The organism is Ramlibacter sp. (assembly GCF_028291745.1).
Lineage (GTDB): Bacteria > Pseudomonadota > Gammaproteobacteria > Burkholderiales > Burkholderiaceae_C > Ramlibacter.
This window is the reverse complement of sequence record NZ_JAQGNQ010000105.1, coordinates 1-24,960: the sequence shown is the minus strand read 5'-3', so window position 1 is coordinate 24,960 and position 24,960 is coordinate 1. Positions and strand designations below refer to the sequence as shown.

26 protein-coding genes, 2 tRNA genes and 1 pseudogene are annotated in these 24,960 nt (G+C 66.7%); 19 read left to right on the top strand and 10 right to left on the bottom strand.

Annotated elements, in window-relative coordinates; translation table 11 throughout:
* Positions 1–1,043: urea ABC transporter substrate-binding protein (gene urtA, locus JWP60_RS19735; protein WP_299795163.1), on the bottom strand; the 1,043-nt coding region annotated here is incomplete at its 3' end.
* A 201-nt stretch (positions 1,044–1,244) separates the two neighbouring features.
* Between urtA and JWP60_RS19730 the strand changes: the two genes are divergently transcribed.
* The 4 genes from JWP60_RS19730 (at position 1,245) to JWP60_RS19715 (ending at position 5,387) form a co-directional block, all read left to right on the top strand.
* Positions 1,245–1,859: a hemerythrin domain-containing protein gene (locus JWP60_RS19730; RefSeq protein ID WP_299795161.1), complete on the top strand. Its 615-nt coding sequence runs from the start codon at positions 1,245–1,247 to the stop codon at positions 1,857–1,859.
* A gap of 94 nt (positions 1,860–1,953) precedes the next feature.
* The gene (locus JWP60_RS19725) at positions 1,954–3,309 is read left to right on the top strand and encodes a dicarboxylate/amino acid:cation symporter (protein ID WP_299795159.1); all 1,356 of its coding nucleotides are present in this window, start codon (positions 1,954–1,956) and stop codon (positions 3,307–3,309) included.
* An 81-nt stretch (positions 3,310–3,390) separates the two neighbouring features.
* Entirely contained in the window at positions 3,391–4,386 is a 996-nt protein-coding gene (locus JWP60_RS19720) for a tripartite tricarboxylate transporter substrate binding protein (RefSeq protein WP_299795157.1), read from the top strand.
* Positions 4,383–5,387 carry a 4-hydroxythreonine-4-phosphate dehydrogenase PdxA gene (locus tag JWP60_RS19715; RefSeq protein WP_299795155.1) on the top strand — a complete coding sequence of 335 codons (1,005 nt, stop codon included), beginning with the start codon at positions 4,383–4,385 and terminating at the stop codon, positions 5,385–5,387. The genes JWP60_RS19720 and JWP60_RS19715 overlap by 4 nt, the downstream gene beginning before the upstream one ends.
* 143 nt (positions 5,388–5,530) lie before the next feature.
* Here JWP60_RS19715 and gndA read toward each other — a convergent pair whose 3' ends face one another.
* The 3 genes from gndA to JWP60_RS19700 all read right to left on the bottom strand — a co-directional run bounded on the left by gndA (position 5,531) and on the right by JWP60_RS19700 (position 11,546).
* Entirely contained in the window at positions 5,531–6,949 is a 1,419-nt protein-coding gene (gndA, locus tag JWP60_RS19710; protein ID WP_299795153.1) for an NADP-dependent phosphogluconate dehydrogenase, read from the bottom strand.
* Positions 6,950–7,149: 200 nt separating this feature from the next.
* A complete protein-coding gene (locus tag JWP60_RS19705; RefSeq protein ID WP_299795151.1) occupies positions 7,150–8,097 on the bottom strand; it encodes a response regulator transcription factor in 948 nt (315 codons plus the stop codon).
* A complete protein-coding gene (locus JWP60_RS19700; RefSeq protein ID WP_299795149.1) occupies positions 8,094–11,546 on the bottom strand; it encodes an ATP-binding protein in 3,453 nt (1,150 codons plus the stop codon). Before JWP60_RS19700 ends, JWP60_RS19705 begins: the two co-directional genes overlap by 4 nt.
* Before the next feature lie 190 nt (positions 11,547–11,736).
* Here JWP60_RS19700 and JWP60_RS19695 point away from each other — a divergent pair, with 190 nt between their 5' ends.
* The 9 genes and pseudogenes from JWP60_RS19695 (at position 11,737) to JWP60_RS19655 (ending at position 16,888) form a co-directional block, all read left to right on the top strand.
* Entirely contained in the window at positions 11,737–12,039 is a 303-nt protein-coding gene (locus tag JWP60_RS19695; protein WP_299795147.1) for an urease subunit gamma, read from the top strand.
* 18 nt (positions 12,040–12,057) lie between these two features.
* Complete coding sequence (locus tag JWP60_RS19690) at positions 12,058–12,234, top strand: hypothetical protein (protein ID WP_299795145.1); 177 nt, start codon at positions 12,058–12,060, stop codon at positions 12,232–12,234.
* 3 nt (positions 12,235–12,237) lie between these two features.
* On the top strand, positions 12,238–12,543 hold the full coding sequence (locus JWP60_RS19685; protein WP_299795143.1) for an urease subunit beta: 306 nt from the start codon (positions 12,238–12,240) through the stop codon (positions 12,541–12,543).
* Between the two features lie 10 nt (positions 12,544–12,553).
* On the top strand, positions 12,554–14,272 hold the full coding sequence (ureC, locus tag JWP60_RS19680) for an urease subunit alpha (RefSeq protein WP_299795141.1): 1,719 nt from the start codon (positions 12,554–12,556) through the stop codon (positions 14,270–14,272).
* 150 nt (positions 14,273–14,422) lie between these two features.
* A pseudogene (gene ureE / locus JWP60_RS19675) lies at positions 14,423–14,926 on the top strand (urease accessory protein UreE); the annotation flags it as partial.
* Complete coding sequence (locus JWP60_RS19670) at positions 14,904–15,617, top strand: urease accessory protein UreF (protein ID WP_299795140.1); 714 nt, start codon at positions 14,904–14,906, stop codon at positions 15,615–15,617. The pseudogene ureE and the gene JWP60_RS19670, both read left to right, overlap by 23 nt.
* Positions 15,611–16,261, top strand: a complete 651-nt coding sequence (gene ureG / locus JWP60_RS19665) for an urease accessory protein UreG (RefSeq protein WP_299795165.1) — start codon at positions 15,611–15,613, stop codon at positions 16,259–16,261. The genes JWP60_RS19670 and ureG overlap by 7 nt, the downstream gene beginning before the upstream one ends.
* 83 nt (positions 16,262–16,344) lie before the next feature.
* Positions 16,345–16,698 carry a hypothetical protein gene (locus JWP60_RS19660; protein WP_299795138.1) on the top strand — a complete coding sequence of 118 codons (354 nt, stop codon included), beginning with the start codon at positions 16,345–16,347 and terminating at the stop codon, positions 16,696–16,698.
* Positions 16,685–16,888 carry a hypothetical protein gene (locus tag JWP60_RS19655; RefSeq protein WP_299795136.1) on the top strand — a complete coding sequence of 68 codons (204 nt, stop codon included), beginning with the start codon at positions 16,685–16,687 and terminating at the stop codon, positions 16,886–16,888. Before JWP60_RS19660 ends, JWP60_RS19655 begins: the two co-directional genes overlap by 14 nt.
* 57 nt (positions 16,889–16,945) lie before the next feature.
* Here JWP60_RS19655 and JWP60_RS19650 read toward each other — a convergent pair whose 3' ends face one another.
* The 4 genes from JWP60_RS19650 to JWP60_RS19635 form a co-directional block, all read right to left on the bottom strand.
* Positions 16,946–17,134 (bottom strand): hypothetical protein, encoded by a 189-nt coding sequence (locus JWP60_RS19650; RefSeq protein WP_299795134.1) that lies wholly within the window; start codon positions 17,132–17,134, stop codon positions 16,946–16,948.
* Between the two features lie 84 nt (positions 17,135–17,218).
* Positions 17,219–18,367, bottom strand: coding sequence for an ATP-binding protein (locus JWP60_RS19645; protein ID WP_299795132.1), 1,149 nt, complete (start codon positions 18,365–18,367; stop codon positions 17,219–17,221).
* Positions 18,368–18,369: 2 nt separating this feature from the next.
* Complete coding sequence (locus tag JWP60_RS19640; protein WP_299795130.1) at positions 18,370–19,164, bottom strand: alpha/beta hydrolase; 795 nt, start codon at positions 19,162–19,164, stop codon at positions 18,370–18,372.
* A gap of 16 nt (positions 19,165–19,180) precedes the next feature.
* Positions 19,181–19,348 (bottom strand): hypothetical protein, encoded by a 168-nt coding sequence (locus JWP60_RS19635; RefSeq protein WP_299795129.1) that lies wholly within the window; start codon positions 19,346–19,348, stop codon positions 19,181–19,183.
* A 134-nt stretch (positions 19,349–19,482) separates the two neighbouring features.
* Here JWP60_RS19635 and JWP60_RS19630 point away from each other — a divergent pair, with 134 nt between their 5' ends.
* Positions 19,483–19,914 carry a response regulator gene (locus JWP60_RS19630; RefSeq protein ID WP_299795127.1) on the top strand — a complete coding sequence of 144 codons (432 nt, stop codon included), beginning with the start codon at positions 19,483–19,485 and terminating at the stop codon, positions 19,912–19,914.
* A 3-nt stretch (positions 19,915–19,917) separates the two neighbouring features.
* Here JWP60_RS19630 and JWP60_RS19625 read toward each other — a convergent pair.
* Positions 19,918–20,002: transfer RNA gene (locus tag JWP60_RS19625), tRNA-Ser, on the bottom strand.
* A gap of 70 nt (positions 20,003–20,072) precedes the next feature.
* Between JWP60_RS19625 and JWP60_RS19620 the strand changes: the two genes are divergently transcribed.
* Positions 20,073–20,162, top strand: a tRNA-Ser gene (locus JWP60_RS19620).
* A gap of 716 nt (positions 20,163–20,878) precedes the next feature.
* Complete coding sequence (locus tag JWP60_RS19615; protein ID WP_299795125.1) at positions 20,879–22,633, top strand: hypothetical protein; 1,755 nt, start codon at positions 20,879–20,881, stop codon at positions 22,631–22,633.
* A 35-nt stretch (positions 22,634–22,668) separates the two neighbouring features.
* On the opposite strand, the gene JWP60_RS19610 is transcribed toward JWP60_RS19615, so the two are convergent.
* Positions 22,669–23,190: a hypothetical protein gene (locus JWP60_RS19610; RefSeq protein ID WP_299795123.1), complete on the bottom strand. Its 522-nt coding sequence runs from the start codon at positions 23,188–23,190 to the stop codon at positions 22,669–22,671.
* 249 nt (positions 23,191–23,439) lie between these two features.
* On the opposite strand from JWP60_RS19610, the gene JWP60_RS19605 reads away from it, so the two are divergent.
* The 3 genes from JWP60_RS19605 to JWP60_RS19595 form a co-directional block, all read left to right on the top strand.
* Positions 23,440–23,709: a hypothetical protein gene (locus JWP60_RS19605; protein WP_299795121.1), complete on the top strand. Its 270-nt coding sequence runs from the start codon at positions 23,440–23,442 to the stop codon at positions 23,707–23,709.
* Positions 23,710–23,897: 188 nt separating this feature from the next.
* Positions 23,898–24,545, top strand: coding sequence for a DUF5677 domain-containing protein (locus tag JWP60_RS19600; RefSeq protein ID WP_299795119.1), 648 nt, complete (start codon positions 23,898–23,900; stop codon positions 24,543–24,545).
* 185 nt (positions 24,546–24,730) lie between these two features.
* Positions 24,731–24,960: recombinase family protein (locus JWP60_RS19595; RefSeq protein ID WP_299795117.1), on the top strand; the 230-nt coding region annotated here is incomplete at its 3' end.

Sequence of the window (24,960 nt, the reverse complement as noted above, 5' to 3'; positions counted from 1 at the left end):
ATCACCTTGTCGGTGTCGGTCGACTTGGCCTTCTCCACCGCCTGCGCCCACATGTGCACGCCGATGTAGGTGGCCTCCATCGGGTCGTTGGTCAGCGGCTTGTCCTTGTGGCCGGCCACGCCCTTGGCCTTGGCATAGGCGGCCCACTTGCGGGTGAACTCGGTGTTGGTCGGGTTCTTCACCGACATGAAGTAGTTCCAGGCCGCCAGGTGGCCCACCAGCGGCTTGGTGTCGACGCCGCGCAGTTCCTCCTCGCCCACCGAGAAGGCCACCACCGGCACGTCCTTGGCCTTGAGGCCGGCGTTGCCCAGTTCCTTGTAGAAAGGCACGTTCGAGTCGCCGTTGATGGTGGAGATCACCGCCGTCTTCTTGCCCTCGCCGGAGAACTTCTTGATGTTGGCGATGATGGTCTGGTAGTCGCTGTGGCCGAAGGGGGTGTACTCCTCCATGATGTCCGCGTCGGCGACACCCTTCGAGTGCAGGAACGCGCGCAGGATCTTGTTGGTCGTGCGCGGGTACACGTAGTCGGTGCCGAGCAGCACGAAGCGCTGGGCGCCGCCGCCGTCCTTGCTCATGAGGTACTCCACGGCCGGGATCGCCTGCTGGTTGGGCGCGGCGCCGGTGTAGAACACGTTCTTGGAGAGCTCCTCGCCCTCGTATTGCACCGGGTAGAACAGCAGGCCGTTGAGTTCTTCCACCACCGGCAGCACCGACTTGCGCGACACCGAGGTCCAGCAGCCGAAGATCACCGCGACCTTGTCCTGCGTCAGCAGCTGGCGGGTCTTTTCGGCAAACAGCGGCCAGTTGGAGGCCGGGTCCACCACGACCGGCTCGAGCTTCTTGCCGAGCACGCCGCCCTTGGCATTGATCTCGTCGATCGCCATCAGCGCGGTGTCCTTCAGGACGGATTCGGAAATGGCCATCGTGCCCGACAGGCTGTGCAGGATCCCGACCTTGATGGTGTCGGCCGCGAAAGCGGGCAGCCCCAGGCCGGCCAGGGCCATGGCGGCGGTGAGTGCTTTGAGGGTAAGGCGGCGTTGCATGTGTGCTCCAGAGGTAAGAGATGACGCAGGGGCATCCTAGGGATGGTCCCTCACCGGGTCTGTACGACACATGGCGTATGGCTGGGCCAATCGCCAAGTAACCGACAGCGGAGCCCGTTGCCGTCTGACACGAAGCCGCGCACTGTCGGGGCTCAATAGGGGCCCTTGCATGCCATGCACAACCATACCGAGGCGCGCTCCATGTCCTCCCTGCTCTCCCAGCTGTCGCCGAGCATCACCAATCTGATCCGGCTGGACCACACGCACGTGCTCACGGCCTTCCATCAGTACGAGATCGGCTCGTCGCCCCGGCTGAAGAAAGGGCTGACCGACAACGTCTGCCTGGCCATCGAGATCCATGCGCAGCTGGAAGAGGAAATCTTCTACCCGGCCATGCGGACGGTCGCCGACAACGAGGTGCTGCGCAAGAGCACGCCCGAGCACGACGAGATGCGCGGCCTGATCGCGCGCCTGCGCAACATGCCCGTGGGCGACCCCGCCTTCGACGACACCTTCTTCGAGCTGATGCGGCACGTGATGCACCACGTGGCCGACGAAGAGACGATGCTGCTGCCGGCGGCCGAACGCCTGATCCCGGACCAGCTGTGCGACCTCGGCGCCCAGATGAACAAGCGGCGGCTGGAGCTGGTCGGGCCGCGCGCGCCCGAGCTGGCCAGCAGCATGGCGCGATCGCTGAGCACCGGCACGCTGGTGGGCATCGGCAGCGCGATGCTGGCGGGCGCCTACCTGCTCACGCGGCACCGCTACGGCGACCGGCTGGCCGCCGCGCGCAACCGGTTCGCGCGCGCGATCTGAGCGCGGCTGCCCTTCCGTCCGAGCGGCCTCGGCAAGGCTTCCGCCCGGGCCGCGGGCGCAGCAGAATCTGGGGCTCTTCGAAGGTCGAACCACCATGCTCGCTCCTCCCGTCGCCACCGGCACGCTGAACCCGCGGCGCCGGCCGCTCTACCGCTCGCTCTACCTGCAGGTCCTGACGGCGGTGGTGATCGGCGTCATCCTGGGGCACTTCTGGCCGGCCACCGGCGCGGCGATGAAGCCCCTGGGCGACGGCTTCATCAAGCTGATCAAGATGATGATCGCGCCCATCATCTTCTGCACCGTGGTCACCGGCATCGCCGGCATGGAAGACATGAAGAAGGTGGGCAAGACGGGCGGCCTCGCCTTGCTGTACTTCGAGGTGGTGAGCAGCGTGGCGCTGCTGATCGGCCTGCTGCTGGTCAACGTGATAGGCCCCGGCCGGGGCATGAACGTCGACCCGGCCACGCTGGACACCAAGAGCCTCGCCGCCTTCACGGCGCCCGGCAAGCTGGGCACGGCCACCGACTTCCTGATGAACATCATCCCCGACACCATCGTCGAGGCGTTCGCGAAGGGCGAGATCCTGCAGGTGCTGCTGATCGCGGTGCTGTTCGGCTTCGCGCTGCATCGCTTCGGCGGCCGCGGCTCGCTGGTGTTCGACTGGATCGAGAAGACCGCGCACGTGCTGTTCACGATGGTGGGCTTCATCATGCGGCTGGCGCCCATCGGCGCCTTCGGTGCGATGGCCTTCACCATCGGCAAGTACGGCATCGCCTCGCTGTTCTCGCTGGGCAAGCTGATGGGGTCGTTCTATCTCACCTGCCTGATCTTCATTTTCGTGGTGCTGGGGCTGATCGCCCGCTTCCACGGCTTTTCGGTCTGGAAGCTGATTCGCTACATCCGCGAGGAACTGCTGGTGGTGCTGGGCACGTCGTCCTCCGAGTCGGTGCTGCCGCGGATGATGGAGAAGATGGAGAACCTGGGCGCGCGCCGCACCACCGTCGGCCTGGTGATCCCCACCGGTTATTCCTTCAACCTGGACGGCACCAACATCTACCTGACCATGGCGGCGATCTTCATCGCGCAGGCCACCAACACGCCGATGACGTTGCTGCAGGAGATCACGCTGCTCGCGGTGCTGGTGCTCACCTCCAAGGGCGCGGCCGGCGTGACGGGCAGCGGCTTCATCGTGCTCGCCGCTACGCTGTCGGCGGTGGGCCATGTGCCAGTGGCGGGGCTGGCGCTGATCCTCGGCATCGATCGCTTCATGTCCGAGGCCCGCGCGCTCACCAACCTGATCGGCAACGGCGTCGCGACGCTCGTGGTGGCCAAGTGGACCGGCGACCTCGACATGCAGCGCCTGCGCAGCCAGCTGGACAACCCGACCCTGGCGGAGACCGACGAGCCCGAGGAGATCGAGAACGCCAAAGAAGCGCACATGACGCCGTAGCTTGGGCTGTCGGCGGCAGCGCACCATCTGCTACCCTGCGGCCGAGCGCGGGCATCCGACCTGCGCCGCAGGAGACAAGAGATGCATGGTTCCCTCCCCCGCCGCGCGGCGTGCTCGCTCGCGGCCCTTGCCTTGGCGATGGCCGCCGCCGGCCCCGCCTTCGCGCAATCCACCCCCTGGCCGGACAAGCCCCTGCGCATCATGGTCGGCGCCTCGCCAGGCGGCGGCACCGACATCCTGGCGCGCATGCTGGCCGAGAAGTTCGCGCCTGACTTCAAGCAGAGCGTGATGGTGGAAAACCGGCCCGGCGCCTCGAACACCATCGCGGCCGACCTCACGGCCCATGCCGCGGCCGATGGCACCACGCTGCTGCTGGCCACCAACACCGGCCAGGCGATCGCGCCGCATCTGATGAAGCTGAAGTTCGACCCGCTCAAGGACCTGCAGCCGGTAGGCCTGGTGGCGGTGATGCCGAACGTGCTGGTGGTGTCCTCGTCCTCGCCCTACCGGTCCGTGAAGGAGGTGGTGGCCGCGATGGCCGAAAAGCCGGGGCAGCTGAAATACGCTTCCTCGGGCATAGGCAGCACGCAGCACATCGCCGGCGAGGCCTTCACGCTCACCACCGGCACCACCGCGATCCACGTGCCCTACAAGGGCAGCTCGCAGGCGCACATCGACATCATCTCCGGCGAGGTGACCATGATGTTCGACTCCACGTCGTCCGCCATGGGCCAGATCCGCAGCGGCAAGTTCCGCCCGCTGGCCGTGATGTCCGAGCGCCGCGCCGCCGAACTGCCCGAGGTGCCGACGATGGCCGAAGCCGGCGTCAAGGGCGCCGACGTGCAGACCTGGTACGGCCTCTACGTCACCGCCGGCACGCCCAAGCCTGCCGTCGATGCGCTGGTCGCCGAACTGACCCGGGTGCTCAAGCTGCCCGATGTGCAGGCGCACATCAGGGGCCTGGGCGGCGAGGTGGGCGCCATCGGCGTCGAGCAGTTCGCGCAGATGAACCGGCAGGAATACGAGCGCTTCCGCAAGCTGGTGAAGGATGCGCACATCCGGGGAGACGCGCAATGAGCGGCACCTCCCTGCCTTGCGTCGCCGTGCTGCTGGGCGATCCGGCCGGCGTGGGCCCCGAGATGGGCGTGAAGCTGCTGGCGCGCATCGCCGGCACCGTGCAGGCGAAACTGCTGCTGGTGGCGCCGCGGTCGGTGCTGGCCAGCGGCGAGCGCATTGCGGGCACGCGGCTGGACGTGCTGCCGGTGACGACGCCGAGCGCGCTGCACTTTGCACCTGGCAGCATCACGCACCTGGTGCTCGCCGAGCCGGCGGGCGCGCCCGCGCCGCTCGGCGCCTGCAGCGAGGCCGCGGGCCGGGCGGCCCTGGAGTCACTGGCGGCAGCGACTGCGCTGGCCCGCGACGGGCTGGTGCAGGCCATCGTGTTCGCGCCCTTGAACAAGCATGCGCTGCGCCTGGCCGGCATGCAGGAGGAAGACGAACTGCGCTACCTGCAGACGCTGTTCGGGATTTCGGGCTTCACCTGCGAGTTCAACATCACGGGCAGCCTGTGGACCTCGCGCGTCACCTCGCACGTGCCCTTGCGCGAAGTGGCCGCGCTGATCACGCAGGAAGCGGTGCGCGACGCGGTGTACATCATCGATGCGACCTTGCGCCGCTCGGGCATCGCCCGTCCGCGCATCGCCGTGTCGGGGCTCAACCCGCACGCCGGCGACGGCGGCTCGATCGGCCACGAGGAGATCGAGGTGATCGCGCCGGCGGTGGAGCGCCTCAAGGGCGAGGGCCTGGACGCGAGCGGCCCCTGGTCGCCCGACACGGTCTTCATCGCGGCGCGGCGCGGCGACTTCGACGGCGTGGTCTCGATGTACCACGACCAGGGCCAGATCGCGATGAAGCTCATGGGCTTCGAACGCGGCGTGACCTTGCATGGCGGCCTGCCCGTGCCGGTGGCGACCTCGGCCAGCGGCAGCGCCTTCGACATCGCGGGCAAGGGCATCGCCGGCATCGAGGGACTGCAGCACGCGCTGGAGCTGGCGGTGCGGATGGCGGCGCGACGCTGAACTTCCAGTTCGGACCGCCGGACGCAGAAGACGCAAAGGTTGCGCAGAAGACGCAAAAGAAGACCTTGGAAATTCACTTTGTCTTTTCTGCGCCTTCTGCGTCCCTTTCGCGCCTTCTGCGTCCGGTTGTCGGCATTTGATATTCACCCCGTCCACTTCGTATGGAACTTCCCCGCCCGATCGGTGCGCTGATACGTGTGGGCGCCGAAGTAGTCGCGTTGCGCCTGCAGCAGGTTGGCCGGCAGCCGGGGTGAGCGGTAGGCATCGTAGTAGGCCAGTGCGCTCATGACGGCCGGCGCGGCGGCGCCGTGCAGGGCCGCCGCGGCGACCACCTCGCGCAGGTCCTGCTGGGATTGCGCCATCACCGCGGCAAAGCCTTCGTCGACCAGCAGGTTGGCCAGTTGCGGATGGCGCGCATACGCGCTGCGGATGTCCTCCAGCAGCCGGGCGCGGATGATGCACCCGGCGCGCCACACCGAGGCGATGGTCGCGAAGGGCAAGCCCCACTGGTATTCGGCGTCGGCCGCGCGCATCAACTGGAAGCCCTGCGCATAGGCGCAGATCTTCGCCGCCAGCAAGGCGCGACGGATCTGCTCCACGAAGGCGGCCCGGTCGCCGGTGAATGCGCGCTTCGGGCCTTGCAGCAAGTCGGCGGCGGCCACGCGCTCCTCCTTGGCGGCGCTGACGGTGCGCGCGAAGACCGCGTCGGCGATCGTCGGCGTGGTCACGCCCAGGTCCAGCGCGCTCTGGCTGGCCCACTTGCCCGTGCCCTTCTGTTGGGCGGTATCGAGGATCACGTCCACCAGCGGCTGGCCGGTCTCGGCATCGGGCCGCGCCAGGATGTCGGCGGTGATGCCGACCAGGTAGCTCGAAAGCTCGCCCTCGTTCCAGCGGGCGAACACTGCGCTCATCTCGCCGGCGCCCATGCCCAGCACCTGCTGCATCAGCCAGTACGCCTCGCAGATGATCTGCATGTCGGCGTACTCGATGCCGTTGTGCACCATCTTCACGAAGTGCCCGGCGCCACCCGGGCCCATCCACTCGCAACAGGGCGCGCCATCGTCGGCGCGCGCGGCGATCGCCTGCAGCATGGGCTGGATCAGCGGCCAGGCCCGCGCGTCGCCACCGGGCATCAGGGACGGCCCGAGCAGCGCGCCTTCCTCGCCGCCGCTGACGCCGGCGCCGACGTACAGGATGCCCGTGGCCTGCAGGCCCAGCATGCGCCGTTGCGTATCGCTGAAGAGCGTGTTGCCGCCATCGATCACCACGTCGCCGGCGGCAAGCAGCGGCTTGAGGTCGCCGATCACGGCATCGACCGCGGCGCCGGCCGGCACCATCAGCAACAGGCGGCGCGGACTCTTGAGGCCGGCCACCAGTTCGGCCAAGGAGCGCGCCGCGAGGGCGCGCTTGCCGGCCGTGCGCGCGACGAAGCTGGCGCGCCGTGTTTCGCTCAGGTCGAAGCCGGCCACGGCAAAGCCGTTGCGTTCGAGGTTGAGCGCGAGGTTTTCGCCCATGACACCGAGGCCGACGATGCCGATGTCGCAGGTCTGTGTTGCATCCATTGAAGATTTCCCGCCGGGAGAACCGCGCCCCGGCAACCCTCGATTGTCCGCGATCGGGGGGCTTCGGATGTCCTCCGGGGCTTTGGGGATGTCCTCCCGGTGGCTCTCACGATGTCATCCCGGGCGTGACCCGGGATCCACGACTGCGACCATGTACGCGCCGACGTGGATTGCGGGTCAAGCCCGCAATGACATGCGGCTCACCCTTCGAACTGCGGATGCACCTGCCGGATCCGATTCATCGCCATGCCGGCCGCCGCCGTGCGCGTCTCGACTCCGAGCTTGGCGAACACGCGCTCCAGGTGCTTCTTCACCGTGCCCGGGCTGGCGCCCAGGATGTCGGCGATGTCGCGGTTGATCTTGCCCTTGACCACCCAGTACAGCACCTCCGCCTCGCGCGCCGTGAGCTTGAAGGCCAGGCTCATGGACTCGATGACGGCCGCGTCGGAGACCTCGCGCATCACGATCAGCCAGTCGTCGTCGCCGGTCTGCTGGTGCAGGCGGATCGACAAGCGCCGCGCACCGAGCTCCGCCGACAGGCGCGGCGGCTCGATCTGCCGCTCGGCATCGGCGAGATGGCGGCGCAGCCACTCCAGGATGGCGGGCGGCGTCTGCGGCGCACTGGTCCCGTAGTAAGCCGCCAGCAGTTCGCGCGCCAGCGGGGTCTGCCACATCAGGCGGCCATCGCTCGGGCGCACGGTGATGCTGGCGTAGCCGAAGGCATCCAGCGCATTGCGCGTCTGCCGCGCCTGCCGCGCGCTTTGCAGGTGGACGCCCATGCGGGCCAGCACTTCCTTGGGCTTGATCGGCTTGGTGACGTAGTCGACGCCGCCGGCTTCCAATGCCGCGACGAGGTGTTCGGTCTCGGTCAGGCCCGTCATGAAGATGATCGGGATGTGCGCCGTCTCGGGCTGCGCCTTCAGGCGCTTGGCGACCTCGAAGCCGTCCATGCCCGGCATCATGGCGTCGAGCAGCACGATGTCGGGCAAGGCCTGCAGCGCCCGCTGCAAGGCGGCCTCGCCGCTGGTGGCCACCAGGACGGTGTAGCCGGATTCGTCGAGCGCATCGTGCAGCACCGAGAGGTTGTCGGGTACGTCGTCGACCACCAGCACGACCTCGCTGTCGGCGCGATCGAGGATCTCTTTCATCGCAGCTCTCCTTGCGGCGCGCCCCGTGCCTTGGCCAGCGTGCGCGCGATCGCCTCGAACTGGAACTGGCGCGCGAGTTCGCGCAGGTGCGCCGTGAACGCCGCGCATTCCGCCTGCGCGCTGTCGATGGCATCCAGCTGGTTGAGGATGCCGCGGTAGTAACCGAGCTGCACCGCCTGCTGCAAGGGCACCAGCAGGTCGGCGCGCGGCCAGGCCCAGGGCTGCGCCACGGCGGGCGCGGCGGTGGCCGCCGGCTCCTGCAGCCAGCGCAGGCCGAGCTGCCGCTCCAGCCAATCGAGCAGTTCGCTGTGGCGCACCGGCTTCAGGATGAAGTCCTCAGGGCGGACAGCGACGTCGTTGTCCAGCCCCTTGTCGAAGGCGTTGGCGGAAACGATGGCGATCTTCGCCTGCACGTGCGGCATGCGGCGCAGGCGGCGGATCGTCTCCCAGCCGTCGATGCCGGGCATCGCCAGGTCCATCAGGATCGCATCGGGTTGCTGGCCGGCGGCCAGCAGGTCGAGGGCGTCGTGGCCGCTGGCGGCGGAGCGCAATTCGAAGCCGATCGGCTCGAGCAATGCGACCAGCAATTCGCGATCGGCCTCTTCGTTGTCGACCACCAGGATGCGCCGCCGCGGCCCCTCGTAGCCGCGCCGCAGCCTGGCCACGGCCGCCACCGGCACCGGCGCCGCGTGCACCTCCGGCAGGAACAGGCGCACGCGAAACACGCTGCCCGCGCCGGGCGTGCTGGTGGCGGACAGCTCGCCTCCCATCAGGTCGGTCAGCATCTTGGCGATGGTGAGACCGAGCCCCGCGCCCGGGGCCGCGTGGCTGGCATTGGCGCTGGCGCCGCGCGCGAACGGTTCGAAGATCTGTGCCAGCTCCTCGAGCGCGAGGCCGCAGCCGGTGTCCTCCACCTCCACCGCGGCCATCTCGCGCGCATGCCGCACGCGAAACACCACCTGCCCCGCGCCCGTGAACTTGATCGCGTTGCCCAGCAGGTTGATCAGGATCTGGCGCACGCGCTTCTCGTCGGCGCGCACCACTTCCGGCAGTGTGCCCTCGACCTCGAAGCGGAACTGCAGTCCCTTGGCCGCCGCCTGCAATTCGAACAGGCTCGCGAGTTCATGCACGAAATCGGCGAAGCGCATGGCCTTGACGTTGAGCGACAGCTTGCCGGACTCGATGCGCGCGATATCCAGCGTTCCCTCGATCAGCGACAGCAGATGCTCGCCTCCACGCTTGATCACATGCACGGCGTGCTTGCGGTGCGACGGAATCGTCGGGTCCTCTCCCATCAGCTGGGCATAACCGAGGATGGAATTGAGCGGCGTGCGCAGCTCGTGGCTGATCGCGCTGATGTAGCGGCTCTTCGCGTGGTTGGCCTGTTCCGCCGCATGGCGCGCCTGTTCGGCGGCCTGCTTGGCCTGCTGCAGCGCCTCGTCGGTCTGCCGGTGCGACTCGATCTCGCGCATCAGCAGATGGGTCTGGCGGTTGGATTCCTCCTGCGCCACCTGCCGGCTCTTGTGCGCCAGCACCAGCCACCAGGCGACGATGCCGGCCACCAGCAGTAGCGCGCAATACGCCTTGACGAAGGTGGCACGCAGCGAGTCGGCGGCCAGGTGGTCGGCCTGCTGCAGCTCCTGGTGATAGAGCAGCCCGAACAGCGCACCGAGCAAGGGCGCGATCACCAGCATCAACAGCAGGAAGTGGCCGAGGCCGGTATCGAGATAGGGCCAGACGCGCCGTGGCAGCAGCGCGCGCAATGCGCCCGACCACTGCGCCGACAGGCTGGCGTGCGGCTTGCACAAGTCGCCGCAGCGCGCGTCGAGCGTGCAGCACAGCGAGCAGATCGGTCCTTGGTACGCCGGGCAATGGGCCATGTCCGGGCCTTCGTAGCTGCGCTCGCAGATCACGCAGCGGCGCGCGGCGACGCGCTCCCAGGCCCCCTCGGGCGCGCGGGCGATGTAGTAGCGTCCCCGCGTGCCCCACGCGATGAGGGGCGCGCTGACGAAGGCAACGCCCATGGCGATCAGCGCAGAAAAGGCCTGCGCCCCGGGGCCGAATACCCCGAGGTAGGCGGAGATGGAAAGCGCGGAAGCCAGCGCCATCGAGCCCACGCCCACCGGGTTGATGTCATACAGGTAGGCGCGCTTGAACTCGATGCCGCGGGGCGAGAGGCCCAGCGGCTTGTTCACCACCAGGTCGGCCACCACGGCCATGATCCAGGCAATGGCTATGTTGGAGTACAGGCCCAGCACGTCTCCCAGCGCCTGGAAGACGTTCATCTCCATCAGCATGAAGGCGATCAAGGTGTTGAACACCACCCACACCACCCGGCCCGGATGGCTGTGCGTCACGCGCGAGAAGAAGTTCGACCAGGCCAGCGAGCCGGCATAGGCGTTCGTCACGTTGATCTTCAATTGCGACAGCACGACGAACACCGCGGTGGCAGCCACGGCCACACCGTAATGCGGGAACACGTATTCGTAGGCGGCCAGGTACATCTGGTTGGGATCGACCGCGCGGTCGGTCGGCACCATGTGCGTGATGGCGAGATACGCGAGCAAGGCGCCACCCAGCATCTTGACCACGCCGAGCAGCACCCAGCCCGGGCCGCCCGCAAGCACGCCGGCCCACCAGGCCTTGCCGTTGCCGGCCGTGCGTGCGGGCATGAAACGCAGGTAGTCCGCCTGTTCTCCCATCTGCGTGATGAGGGCGATGCCCACCGTCAGCGCGGCACCGAAAGAGTGCAACTGGAAGCCGGCGCCCGTCGCCTTTTCCCCGGCATAGTGCGTGATGCCGGCAAAGGCACCAGGATCGCGCAGCAGCACGTAGACGAAAGGCACCACGAGCATCACCAGCCACACCGGCTGGGTCCACACCTGCAGCCGGCTGATCGCGGAGACGCCGTGCGTCACCAGCGGGATCACGACCAGCGCGCACAGAAGGTAGCCCCAGTGCGCGGGGATGCCGAGGGCCAGGTCGAGCGCATACGCCATCACCGCCGCTTCCAGCGCGAAGAAGATGAAGGTGAAGGAGGCGTAGATCAGCGAGGTGAGCGTGGAGCCGATGTAGCCGAAGCCGGCGCCGCGCGTGAGCAGGTCCATGTCGACGCCGTAGCGCGCTGCATAGATGCTGATCGGCAGGCCGGCGAGAAAGATGATCAGCCCGGTGGCCAGGATCGCCCAGAAGGCGTTGAGGAAGCCGTACTGCACGAGCAGGGTCGCGCCCACGGCCTCGAGGATCAGGAAGGAGGCCGCGCCGAAGGCCGTGTTGGCCACGCGCCAGGTCGACCACTTGCGAAAGCGCTGCGGCGTGAAGCGCAGCGCATAGTCCTCCATGGTCTCGCTGGCGACCCAGGTGTTGTAGTCGCGACGGACCTTGACCACGCGCTGCGGAGCGTCGTGCAGGTCGGCGGGGAGGATGGGGATCACGGGGAGCAAGTGCATGTTCCGTGCCGGCGCCTATGGCTGTCATTGCGGGCTCGACCCGCAATCCATGCGGCGCTCATGCACACGCCGTCGTGGATCCCGGGTCGAGCCCGGGATGACAGCCATCGCAGCCCCGGATATATCCATGGCAGCCCCGGACGACAGCCATGGCAGCCCGGCCTGACTCTTGCAATAGACTCCCCCGACCATGGAACTCACCCCGCGCGAGAAAGACAAGTTGCTGCTGTTCACCGCTGCGCTGGTGGCGGAGCGGCGGCGCGATCGCGGCCTGAAGCTCAATTACCCCGAGGCGATGGCACTGATCTCCGCCGCCGTCATGGAAGGCGCGCGCGATGGCAAGTCCGTCGCGCTGCTCATGAGCGAAGGGCGCATGGTCCTCACCCGCGCGGAGGTCATGGAAGGCGTGCCCGAGATGATCCCGGAGATCCAGGTCGAGGCCACCTTTCCCGACGGCACCAAGCTGGTCACCGTGCACCAGCCGATCGTCTGAAACCAGGAGAACCCATCGATGCCGCGCCTGCTGCCCGCTTCCGTCGCCGCCATCTTCGCCGGCCTTGCCACCGGTGCGCAGGCGCATCCCGGCCACGGCGCGTCCGCGTTCCACCTGCATCCCACCGACACCTCGGGCTTCCTGATGGTGGTCGTGCTCGCCGGCCTGGCCCTGTGGCTGTCGCGCGAGGAGTGAGCCTTGATTCCCGGTGAACTGATCACCGAGCCGGGCGACCACGCGCTCAATCCCGGCCGGCGCACGCTGACGCTGGTCGTGCAGAACAGCGCCGACCGGCCGATCCAGGTGGGTTCGCACTATCACTTCGCCGAGACCAACGGCGCACTGCGGTTCGACCGGGAGGCAGCGCGCGGCATGCGCCTGAACATCGCCTCGGGCACGGCCGTGCGCTTCGAGCCCGGCCAGCAGCGCACGGTGGAACTGGTCGATCTCGCCGGCGACCGCATCGTCCACGGCTTTCGCGGCCTCGTGCAGGGACAACTCTAAAAAAGATCCGATGGCCACCATCCCCCGCCGCGCCTACGCGGAAATGTTCGGTCCCACCACCGGCGACCGCGTCCGCCTGGCCGACACCGAGCTCTTCATCGAAGTCGAGGCCGACTACACCCTGCGCGCCGGCGGCTACGGGGAAGAAGTGAAGTTCGGCGGCGGCAAGACCATCCGCGACGGCATGGCGCAGTCGCAGCGCACCCGTGCGCAAGGCGCGATGGACACGGTGCTGACCAACGCGCTGATCGTCGATCACTGGGGCATCGTCAAGGCCGACATCGGCTTGAAGGACGGCCGGATCGCTGCCATCGGCAAGGCGGGCAATCCGGACACGCAGCCGGGGGTCGACATCGTGATCGGCCCGGGCACCGAGATCATCAGCTGCGAAGGCGCGATCGTCACGGCGGGCGGCATCGACAGCCACATCCACTTCATCTGCCCGCAGCAGATCGAGGAGGCGCTGGCCTCCGGCATCACCACCATGCTGGGTGGCGGCACCGGCCCGGCCACCGGAACGCTCGCCACCACCTGCACGCCGGGCCCCTGGCACATCGAGCGGATGCTGCAGGCGGCCGATGCCTTTCCGATGAACCTCGGGTTCATGGGCAAGGGCAACGCGAGCCTGCCCGATGCGCTGCGCGAGCAGGTGCGCGCCGGCGTGATCGGCCTGAAGCTGCACGAGGACTGGGGCACCACGCCGTCGGCGATCAGCAACTGCCTCGACGTCGCCGACGAGATGGAGGTCCAGGTCGCGATCCACTCGGACACGCTCAACGAGTCGGGCTTCGTCGAGAACACCATCGCGGCCACCAAGGGAAGGGGCCTCTGCGCCTTCCACACCGAGGGCGCGGGTGGCGGCCATGCGCCGGACATCCTGCGCGTCGTGGGCGAGGCGAACTTCCTGCCCTCGTCCACCAACCCGACCATGCCTTACACCGTCAACACGCTCGACGAACACGTCGACATGCTGATGGTGTGCCATCACCTCGACGCCGGCATTCCCGAGGACCTGGCGTTTGCCGAGAGCCGCATCCGCAAGGAGACGATCGCGGCGGAGGACATCCTGCACGACCTGGGCGCGATCAGCATGTTCTCGTCCGACTCGCAGGCGATGGGCCGCGTCGGCGAGGTGATCCTGCGTTGCTGGCAGACGGCGCACAAGATGAAGCTGCAGCGGGGAAAACTCCCGGGCGACAGCGAGCGGCATGACAACTTCCGCGCCAGGCGTTACGTCGCCAAGTACACGATCAATCCGGCCATCGCGCACGGCATCGGCCACGAGGTCGGCAGCATCGAGGTCGGCAAGTGGGCCGACCTGGTCGTGTGGAAGCCGGCCTTCTTCGGCGTCAAGCCGGCGCTGATCCTGAAGGGCGGCTTCATCGCGATGGCGGCGATGGGTGACGCCAATGCGTCCATTCCGACGCCGCAGCCGGTGCACTACCGGCCGATGTTCGGCAGCTTCGGCGGCGCGCTGCACAAGGGCTCGATCACCTTCCTGTCTCAGGCCGGTTTGGCGGAGGGCGTGCAGCAGAGGTTCGGGCTGCTGAAGAACGTCAGCGCCGTGAAGGACGTCCGCCGCGTGCGCAAGCAGCACCTGGTGCACAACGACTACCTGCCGAAGATGGAGATCGACGCGCAGACCTACGCAGTGCGCGCGGACGGGCAATTGCTCACCTGCGATCCGGCGACGGTGCTGCCGATGGCGCAGAGGTATTTCCTGTTCTGAGCCGCCAAGGATGTCATGCCGGACTTGAGCGGGCATCCACGTGCGCAGGGATGTCATGCCGGGCTCGACCCGGCATCCACGCGTTGGCGCGGCCGTGGATTGCGGGTCGAGCCCGCAACGACATCGAGAGCGCAATGCCATGATCGAGACATGCTGACCGTATCCAAACTCCTTCCCGGCGGCCAAGGCCTCGCGCCCGTGCTGCTCAAGCGCGCCGCCACCCTGGAACTCGACGCCGACGTGCGCCAGAAGAGCCGCTTCGAGACTACCGATTCGCAGGGCCGCCAACTCGGCGTGTTCCTGCCGCGCGGCACCGTCGTGCGTGGCGGCGACGTGCTGGTGGCCGAGGACGGTTCCATGGTGCGCGTGCTTGCCGCGCCGCAGCCGGTGCTGGTGATCACGCACTGCCCGGACCATGGCACGCCCTTCGACCTGCTGCGCGCCGCCTACCACCTGGGCAACCGGCACGTGCCCATCGAGCTCAAGCCCGATCACCTGAAGATCGAGCCGGACCACGTGCTGGCCGACCTGCTGCGCTCCATGCACCTGATCGTGCGCGAGGACAACGCCGCCTTCGAGCCGGAAGGCGGCGCTTACGGCGCGCCGGCGGCGCACGGCCACCACCACGATCATGACCACGACGACCACGACCACTGATGCCGCCCTGCTGCAGCTGATGTGGCTGGCCTCGCCGGCGCTGCCGGTGGGCGGCTTCTCGTATTCCGAGGGCCTGGAGCCGGCGGTCGAGGCGCAACTGGTGCGCGACGAAGCGACTGCGGGCGACTGGCTGGTGGACCAGTTGCACACGACGCTGGCGCGCGCCGAGCTGGCGATCGTTGCGGGCGCAACGGACGCAGCGCGCTGCGGCGATGGCGAACGCCTGCAGGCACTGGATCAGTGGGTGCGGCACACGCGCGAGACGAGCGAATTGCGGCAGCAGACCGAGCAGATGGGGCGCTCGCTCGGAGAATGGATGAAATCCGTAGGCTGGGCTGCCGAAGGCACCCCAGCGATGCGCGAAAGCGCTGGTGCGCCTTCGGCAGCCCAGCCCACCTACCCGGTGGCCTTCGGCGTGGCCGCGAGCAAAACCTCCGCCTCCCCCCGCCAGATCGCCCTCACCTACGCCTTCTCCTGGTCCGAGAACATGGTGCAGGCCGCCATCAAGGCCGTGCCGCTCGGCCAGTCCGCCGGCCAGCGCATCCTCGCCCGGCTCGCGCAGGACATCCCTGCCGCGGTCGACCACGCGCTCGCGCTGGACGACACGCAGCGCCAATCCTTCAGCCCCATGCTCGCCATCCTCTCGGCGCAGCATGAAACCCAGTACTCCCGCCTGTTCCGATCATGAGCAACCTGCACCACATCCCCCGCCGCACCAAGCGGCTTCCGCCTCTGCGCGTCGGCATTGGCGGCCCGGTCGGCTCCGGCAAGACGACACTGCTGGAGATGCTGTGCAAGGCCATGCGCGAGCGCTACGACCTGGTCGCCATCACCAACGACATCTACACCAAGGAAGACCAGCGCCTGCTGACCGTGAGCGGCGCCCTGGCCGCCGAACGGATCATGGGCGTGGAGACCGGCGGCTGCCCGCACACGGCCATCCGCGAAGACGCCTCCATCAACCTCGAGGCGATCGACCGCATGCTGGCCGACTTCCCGGAAGCCGACATCGTGTTCGTGGAATCCGGCGGCGACAACCTGGCGGCCACCTTCAGCCCCGAACTGTCGGACCTGACCATCTATGTGATCGACGTGGCTGGCGGCGAGAAGATCCCGCGCAAGGGCGGCCCCGGCATCACCAAGAGCGACCTGTTCGTGATCAACAAGACCGATCTCGCGCCTTACGTGGGCGCGGATCTCGGCGTGATGGAAGCGGACACCCGCCGGATGCGCCGCGACAAGCCTTTCGTGATGACGAACCTGAAGACCCGCGAGGGCCTGCAGGAGATCGTGCGCTTCATCGAAACCCGGGGCATGCTGCAGCCGGGGTGAGCTGATGGGGTAGTCAGCAGATGTAATCCCGACGCGCTGCAGTCCTACGCAGCGGCAGGCGCACCGGGCTTAATTTGCGCGTCATGGAACTCCTGCTGGATCCGCCGCCTGCCTACGAAGGCATCGCGAAGGCTTTCGCCATGGCGAAGCACCTGCCCACCACGCACCGGCACAACGTGCAGGTCGGACTCACGGACGGTGGCGCGCTGTTCGCGCGCGGCACGCTCGACGGCTATCGCCAGGTGTCGTTCTTCGCCGAGCATCTGCGCGAGCTGGGCTGGCAGGAACACCTGCTGGGCGGCAGCGCCGAGATGTTCGACTGCGACATGCTGTTCTCGGCACCCGAGCAAGTCTTCCAGCGCGACGACGATCCCTCCTTCATTCGCCGGCCGGCGATGGAACTGTGGCCGGCACGGAGCTCGCATGCAGAGCGCTAGCGGCGGCAACCCCGAAAGCGACCTGCCGCCGCCCGGTCGGCGCTGGGGTGCCGGTGCACAAAGCGTTCTGCCTTACCTGACCAGGTCGCTGCAGGCCAGGCCCTCGGCGGCGGCCGACGGGCGCGAGTCTCGGCCCGGCGACGGCCACCCTGTCCTGCGTAACTGGCCGGCTCGGCCGATCGCGCGCTGACAAACAGGCGCCCAGCAAAAAGCGGCCCGCGGGCCGCTTTTTCATCGTCACGTCGCGTCAGTGCCCGCGCTTGCCGCCCGTGTTGCCCGAGCGGCGCTGCTCCCATTCGCGCAGGTGCTGCATGGCGCTCTCGGCGCCTTGGCCGCCACGGCCCTCGGGCTGACCTTGCTGCTGTTGCTGGACGATCCCCTCCTGGGCTCCTGCGTCGGCCTCCCCGGCCGAAGATTGTTCTTGCTGCTGCGACATGGAAACATGATCTGTCGGGCTGGCCCCCTGATCTGTAGGACGGGTCCAACAGCTGCTATGGGACGCAATTGCCCGGCTGTAGGTTCAGCCGCACGGGAAGCGCAGCACGAAGGCAGTGCCCTCCTCCGGCGTCGAGGTGACCCGCACCTCGCCGCCGTGGGCGCGCAGGATCTCGCGCACGATGTACAGGCCCAGGCCCACGCCTTTCGCACCCGACGCGGCGGCGCCGGCGCCGCGCACCATCGGCTCGAACAGGTGCGCCAGCAGCTCGGGCGGAATGGGCCGGCCGTGGTTGTGCACCATGATCCGGAAGTGACCGTCCTCGTTGGCGCTGGTCACGGTGATGCCGCGGCTGCGGTCGCCGTGGCTGGCGGCGTTGGCCACCAGGTTGCCGATCGCCTGCACGATGCGGTCGGCGTCGGCCACGCAATGGCCGTCGCCGCTGCGCTCGTGGCGCAGCATGCAGTCCGGAAAGGCCACAGCCAGTTCGCCGACGCTGTCGGCAATGGCCTGGTGCAGGTCGACCCGCGCCTTGCGCATGCCGAGGCCTCCACCCAGGCGTGCCTGCGTGAAATCGAGCAGGTCGCCGATCAGGTGCTGCACCCGCTGCACCGCGCGCGTCACCCGCGCCACTGCGGCCTGTTGCTGCGGCGGCGGCACGCCGCGTTCCAGCAGGGCGGCGCTCATGTGGATCACCGACAGCGGATTGCGGATGTCGTGGCTGACCATGCCCACGAGTTGTTCGGCAAACAGCGCGCGGTCCTCGGCCTGGCCGCGCGCGGCCTGCAGGTCTTGCTGGTCGCGCGCGTGCTGCGCCGCCAGTTCCTCGGCGCGCTGGCGCTGCAGCAGCAGCTCGCGCTCGTACTTGTGGCGATCCTCCGCGACGAAGAAGGCCACGTGCAGCAGGGTGCCGTCTTGCCAGGGCCGCTCGGCGATGTTGGCAATCACGTGCAGGATGGCGCCATCGCGCCGCCGCAGTTCGAGCTTCACTTCGGCCACCGAGGCCTGGATGCGCAGCAGCGGTTGCAGGTGCGTCTGCCAGAAGATGCGCCCGCCCATGGTCAGCAACTCGTGCAGCCGCATGCGGTCCACCAGTTCCTCCTGGGAATACTGCAGCCACCGGCACATGATGGCGTTGACGCGCAGCAGGCGGCCGTCGGGCCCGGCCAGCAGCAGCCCGCAGGGAGCCGCCTCGTACAACAGCTCGACCCCGGGCAGCGGGGTGGCGTCCATGCTCACAGGGCCTGCAGGAACTGCTCCATCGCATCGGCACTGGCACTGGGCGCGCTCAGGTGCGGGCAGTGACCCACGTTGTCGATGATGCGCAGCGTGCAGTTGGGAATCACGTTTTGCATGTAATCGCCCACGCAGCGCGGGGCGATCAGATCCTCGCTGCACTGCAGGATCAGCGTCGGGGATTGCAGCCGCGGCAGGTCGGCGCGGTGGTCCGACAGGAAAGTCACGCGCGCGAAGTGCTTGGCGATTTCGGGATCGGTGCGGCAGAAGCTGTTGGTCAGCTCCACGCCCAGCTCCGGCTGGTCGGGCGCCCCCATGATGGCGGGCGCCATGTTGCTGGACCAGCCCAGGTAGTTGCTCTCCAGCGTCTCGAGCAGAGAGTCGATGTCGCCACGTTCGAAGCCGCCGATGTAATCGCCCTGGTTGATGTAGCAGGGCGACGGCCCGACCATCACCTGCGCCAGGAACTGGTCGGGCGACTGCAGGTTGGCCAGCATGCCGATCATGGAACTGACCGAGTGGCCGACGCACACCGCCGGCGCCGACGTCACCGCGGCCAGCACCTCGCACAGGTCCGACGCATAGCCATGGAGCGTGTTGTATTTCTCCCGGTCGTAGGCCGTGAGGTCCGACTGGCCGCAGCCCACCAGGTCCAGCAGGATGCAGGTGTACGTTTCGGAGAACTGCGGCGCCAGCAGGCGCCACATGTGCTGATCGCAGCCGAAGCCATGGACGAACACCAGGGGCGGACCCTTGCCGGTGACCTGGACGTTGTTGCGCTTGAGGACGTTCATGGAGGTGGGATGCCTTTCAGGCCGCTTCGTTCTGTGGCACGCGAGCCGGAAAGGCCTGCAGGTACGCGCGTAGCGCGGCAGCCGCGACACCCGCGCGCTCGCAGCCTCCCAGCGAATCGCGCAGGTCTCGCACGAGGTCCTGCCTGGGCTTCTGGTGTTCGAACACGCGAACTGTGATCGCCACCTGCGCAAGTACACCGAAGACTGTCAAGCGGACGGGCGACCCCAGTACTGATTCGATTGTCTCTGATCGCCCTCGGCGCGCTTGTAGGATCGCGCTGACTTTACGGCAGGTCGACACTGCGCGCTTATCATCGGATGTGTGTTGGCGTCGCGATATCGCGTACGTGGAGACAGAAAGTTAAACGCAAAGCATTCATCGTCGAAGACGCACCCGAAGTCGTGGCAACGCTGCGCGCGCTGCTTGCCGACGAGGACTTCGAGGTTCTCGCGAGTGCAGCGACCGAGCAGGACGCCAGCGAGTGGCTGCAGCAAAACCAGGGAAACTGCGACGTCGTGACGCTGGACCTGCTGCTCGCCGAAGGATCCGGCTTCGGCGTGCTGCGGCAGTACGCCATGAGTCCGCAGCGCGGGAAGGTGGTGGTCTTCAGCGGCTTCATCACCGACAGCGTGCGCGAGCGCTGCGTGGCGTTCGGCGCGGACGCGGTGTTTTCCAAGACCGAGTCGGCGCAACTCGCGCTGTACCTGCGCGGCGTGGCCCAACGGGAGGAGCCGGAGGCGCCGTCCTGAGGGTGGCGCAAGCGGTGAGATTCGAACTCACGGACGTCTTGCGACGTCGCCGGTTTTCAAGACCGCTGCCCATTCGGCTGCAGCCCGCGCCAATGCTGTCCGCGCTGCCCGGGGTGCCGAAGTAGCCCGCGTGCAACCCTCGTAGAATTCGGTGACCTGGAGGCTTGGGGGAGTGGTTTAACCCAACGGTCTTGAAAACCGTCGGCGCTTCGCGGCGCCCGTGAGTTCGAATCTCACAGCCTCCGCCACTCACCCTGATTTCATACTGGTTCCCGAGGCAATTTAGCTTCCTACCCATCTTCCCGCCCCTCCACAGCCGTGCGACCTCATGAGATGACATGAGGCGGTCGCCCGCAGCCTTCACCATCCCTGATTGCGGTCTGTCCTGAGCGCAAGCACGCGAGACGCGACTAGCGATCCGAGATCGTGCGTGGCTGGGAATGGTCGGCGCGCAGCTTCTGCGTCCGGCTGGACAGGTCTTTGCCGAGGCCCGCGTCAGTCAGCGTCGACCGTTGCCAGTGGCCGTCGGCAGCGACCACCGGAGATTTGCCGGTCGCTCACTCGCGTGCCCCGCACCCGTCAAGAGGACGCGCCTTCGCACGAGCATGGCGAATTCACGTCATCTCACGACGTTGCACGACACTTGATAACGCCTTACGATATCAAGATGACCACTCCCTCTGGCCACGGCGGCCCAGGTCGCGGACAGGGTCGCAAGCCTCTCAGCGAAGGAGACCCTACTGTGTCCGTGAGCATCAAGATGACCGCAAGCCAGAAGACGAAGCTCGCCAAGCTCGGGGGGCCTGACTGGGTGCGGAAGATGATTGACCTAGCCAAAGCGCCGAAGGAGGCGCGTCCCTCCAAACCCCGGGGCAGCGCGCATGGTTGATCGCCTGCTCATGGTGTTGAGGGCGGCAGCAACATGAGCACGGAGACGGGGCAACCGTCGCGGGACATCCTCCCAATGACGGTCAAGAACATGACGTTCTTGGTCGACAGACTCGGCGAGGACTGCTCACCCCTTCAGTTCATTCGCGAACTGACACAGAACTCAATCGACGCCGCGGCGCCGTCGCGAGACACCCTCGTCGTGTGGGATGTGGATTGGGCGTACTACCGCATGACGGGTGTGCGAAAGCTGGCGTGCATCGATACCGGCGGCGGCATGACGGGCGAGGAGATGGTGCGGTTCATCAACGAGCTTTCGTCATCGATTCACCAGCAGTCGGCCTCCGGAAACTTCGGTGTCGGCGCCAAGATCGCCGCGGCCCCGCGGAATCCGCACGGGATGGTCTACAAGAGCTGGAAGAACGGCGTCGGGCACATGATCCACCTGTGGCTCGACCCAGAGCGCCGCGTGTACGGCCTCAAGCGTTGGCCGTCCAACCGCGGGGAGTTCTGGACTCCGGTAAATGACAAGGCCAAGCCGAAAGAGATCGACCAGCACGGCACCATGGTGACCCTGCTCGGACGCTCCGACGAGGACGAGACCATCGAGCCGCCGCCGGGCACGCCAATCAAATCTCGGTGGGTGCTGAGGTATCTGAACACCAGGTATTACCGGCTCCCCGACGGGGTCCACCTGAAGTCACGTGAAGGCTTCGATCTGCCCGAGGGAAACAGGCACAACTTCCTGCGGCGCATCGAAGGCCAGAGCTCTTGGCTGCAGCGGCACTCATCGCAGCGTGGCTCAGTGCCCGTGGGTGGCGCCACCGCGCATTGGTGGATCCTGCGCGAGGAGTCGGATCGAGACTCAGGGCATGTTGCGCCTGGCGGGCATGTCGCCGCCCTTTACCAAGATGAGCTCTACGAGCTCACCGTGGGCCGCTCCGGACTGTCGAAGCTTCAGAGCTTCGGAATCATCTTCGGCACCAACCGAGTCGTGATCTACGTCGAGCCTGCGGGCTCCAGTGCACGGCCGGTCTCCGCGAATACAGCGCGTACGCACCTTCTGGTCGGCGGCGAGGGTCTGGACTGGAGCGGGTGGGCGACAGAGTTCCGCGAGCAGATGCCGGAGCCCCTGAAGACGCTGCAGGAGCAGATCAGCGCGCAGGCCGGACAGAAGGACCACCGCAAGGCCATCCTCGAGCGCTTGCGGCAGATTCAAGACCTCCTGCGGTTTCGCCAGTACATCCCGAAGGAGTCGGGCAAGGAGAACATCACGCCCGAGGAACCCACGCCAAGTGACGATGGGCAGCCGGGGCTCGTCCAATTCGCGGTGAGTCCGCACCAGGTGACGAAGAAGGGCGGTCGGGCCAGCGAAATCTATGCCCTGTTCGCCGAGATGGGTTCGGTGCCCGCGGAGCCGGTCATCAGCGTGACCGAGCCGAAAACGCGATGGGTGAGCACCGAGGACAAGACGCGCTCCGAGGGCGACATGGAAGACCGCGCCGGCAAGTACCTGCGCGATCAAAACCTGTTGATCATCAACTCGGACTTCCGTGTGTTCACCGAGATGAGCGACCGATGGGAATTGGCGTATGCCGCTACAGCTGGAGCGGGACCGGTCGTGAAGGAGGTCGTGCAGGAGTGGTTCGAGCAGCAGTTGATTGAAGCCGTGATGGGCGCGCACGCGCTGAAGCAGACAGGCGGATGGTCGGTGCCCGAGGCGGAGGAACTATGGGACGAGAGCGCGCTGACGGCGGCGGTGCTCCCGCGGTGGCACGTGGATCAGACGATCAAGCGGACGCTGGGGATGCGTCTTGGCAGCTTACGCTGAACTCCCGGGGGAAATGGACGAACAATGCCGCGGGACTAACGGGCGAAGTAGTCTTGCCAACCTGGCTCGATGGAGTAGCGGAGCGTCAGCGGAGTTTTCCCGAAGGAGTGCCACACGTGCAGGGTCAATTGACGGAATGCCAAACCATCCCTCCTACGAACACAGAGCTGCGCGGAATCCGTGATGCCAATCAACTGCGCGTTCCCATCCTGAACGTTGCCGTACGCGTCGATCCTCGGACCCCAGTCCACCTCGATGTCCCGCCCATGTTCGTCGTTCGCTAGCACTCTACTCACGTACACCTTGCGCTTGGATTTGTTGAACAAGGTTGTTTGAACGACTGCATTCCGATGATCTGGATGCGCCAAGTCCGCGTTATGCAGAACACCCACTACAAGTACTTCATCGCTTTTTAGCTCGTCCCGAATGCTTTTCGCGAGTCGGTAACTGAGCCAAGCGGCATAGCCAGCGAACAGGGCCGCAAGTACGGAGAAGATGGCAGTGATCGCCTCGAACTGCTTTACCGCATTAGCTGCTGATGCAAATTCTATTGCCATAGGCCCCCTTCGATCCAGTTGCCCGGGAACCCTGCTGATGCGAGCGAGATCAGCGGCGAGGCCAGGAACGTGTCTACATGCGCGCGAAGCTCGTTGTGCCACCCTCCGTCAGCGTGGACGGACCGCAGGAGGTATCGCGTGCAGGCGAGCGCGATGCTTTTCATTTGATGTCCTGTACGGGCGGCCATCCTGCCACACCGCATGAGACCCCTTGATACTGTATGCTTGAACAGTGACTAAGGCGATTTCATGAAGGGCTACTACACAGTCAAGCTGGTCGGCGATCACTTCCGCAGCTCCGAGCGGATGGCGCTGGAGGCAAAGTACGCTGCGGCTTTGGAGGCTCGCTTGGGAGGTCCTGAACGGGCCCTAGTCCTCATCTTGGAAGCCGCAACAGACGGCGGCAGGATGACTGCGGTTCGCGCGGCCTGCGCGCTTGCTGAGGCTGCCGTGTGGGCCGACAACCCACTGCCGGAAGCCAGGTTCGAGATCGAGGCGTTCACGGCACTGGATTTGTAGCTGACTGAGACTGAGAATCGTGGCCTCGTAGAGCGACGCCGAAACACTGGCTTCCACCTCATACGGCACCTGAATCTATGAGCTTCCAAGCACACGGTTTCCTGTCCCCCGATGGGCCGCCTACGCTGCAATCCGCACGCGCCAAGGCGGATGCGGCTGGCCGATGTGCGTCCGACGTCAATGAACTGATGATGTCGACCCTCTGGTCTCTCGAGATCGATGGCGAGAAGCAGGACCGGGCCATTGGCTGCCTCCTCTTTCTGAAGGGGGTTCGCGCATACCAGGCGGCCTTGCTGCTCGCTCGGAAAGGACTCTGCACAGAGAGCCACATCCTGATTCGCAGCGCGCTCGAGTGCGCCCTTCACCTTGCCGCAGTGCGAACAGATCCAGCGCACGTGAAAGTGCTGCAGGACGCCCATGAGCGACATCAAATCACACAGGCAAAAGGATTACTCGGCTACGCGGATCGCCTCGACGCGAAGCTCGCAGCCCGTGTGCACGACTTCGTTTCACACGAACTTCCGACGGGTAAGTCGCCCAACTTGGAAGCAATGGCACGAGGCACCGGCTTGGACGTGCTGTATCAGATGGTCTACCGCACCACATCCGGGTTCGCGGCTCACCCCACCATTGGCGCATTGGAGCGGCACGTCGCAGCGGGCGCCGACGGAGCAAACGTGCTGTTCGCACCCGAATACGAGCTGCTTGACGAGGCGTACTACCTGTTGGCGCCAGTCGGCTTAGAACTTCTGAACCAAATCGGAACGCTGCTCTCGACGGGCGAGGTGCTGCAGAAGGCAATCAAACTCGCAATGGGATGGGCGGCCGCTAAATAGGCGACTGCACGTGTGAATCCCCAGGCAGCGCGGCCCCACCTAGGCTTTGAACAGACCTGTCACTCCGGTACTTTGAGACAAGCGCCGGCCTCAAGGCCGATACGCACGCATTCCAGGCGGTCTCGACCTCCATGAGGGACGTATCGAAGGAAACACACCGGCACGATCCTCAGGGAGCTCTCAACATGCGGCATGCAGCCCAGTACCTCCGGATGTCATCAGACAAGCAGCCGTTTTCGATTGCCGTTCAACAGGCAGCGATTGCGGAGTACGCGGCAGCGCACGAGATATGCGTCGTGGCGACGTACGTCGATCAAGCACGGAGCGGCTTAAGCCTCCGCGGGCGAGAGGCGATGCGGCGCCTACTCGCAGATGTGACGCAGAACGACTGTCCCTTCAGAGTGATCCTGGTGTT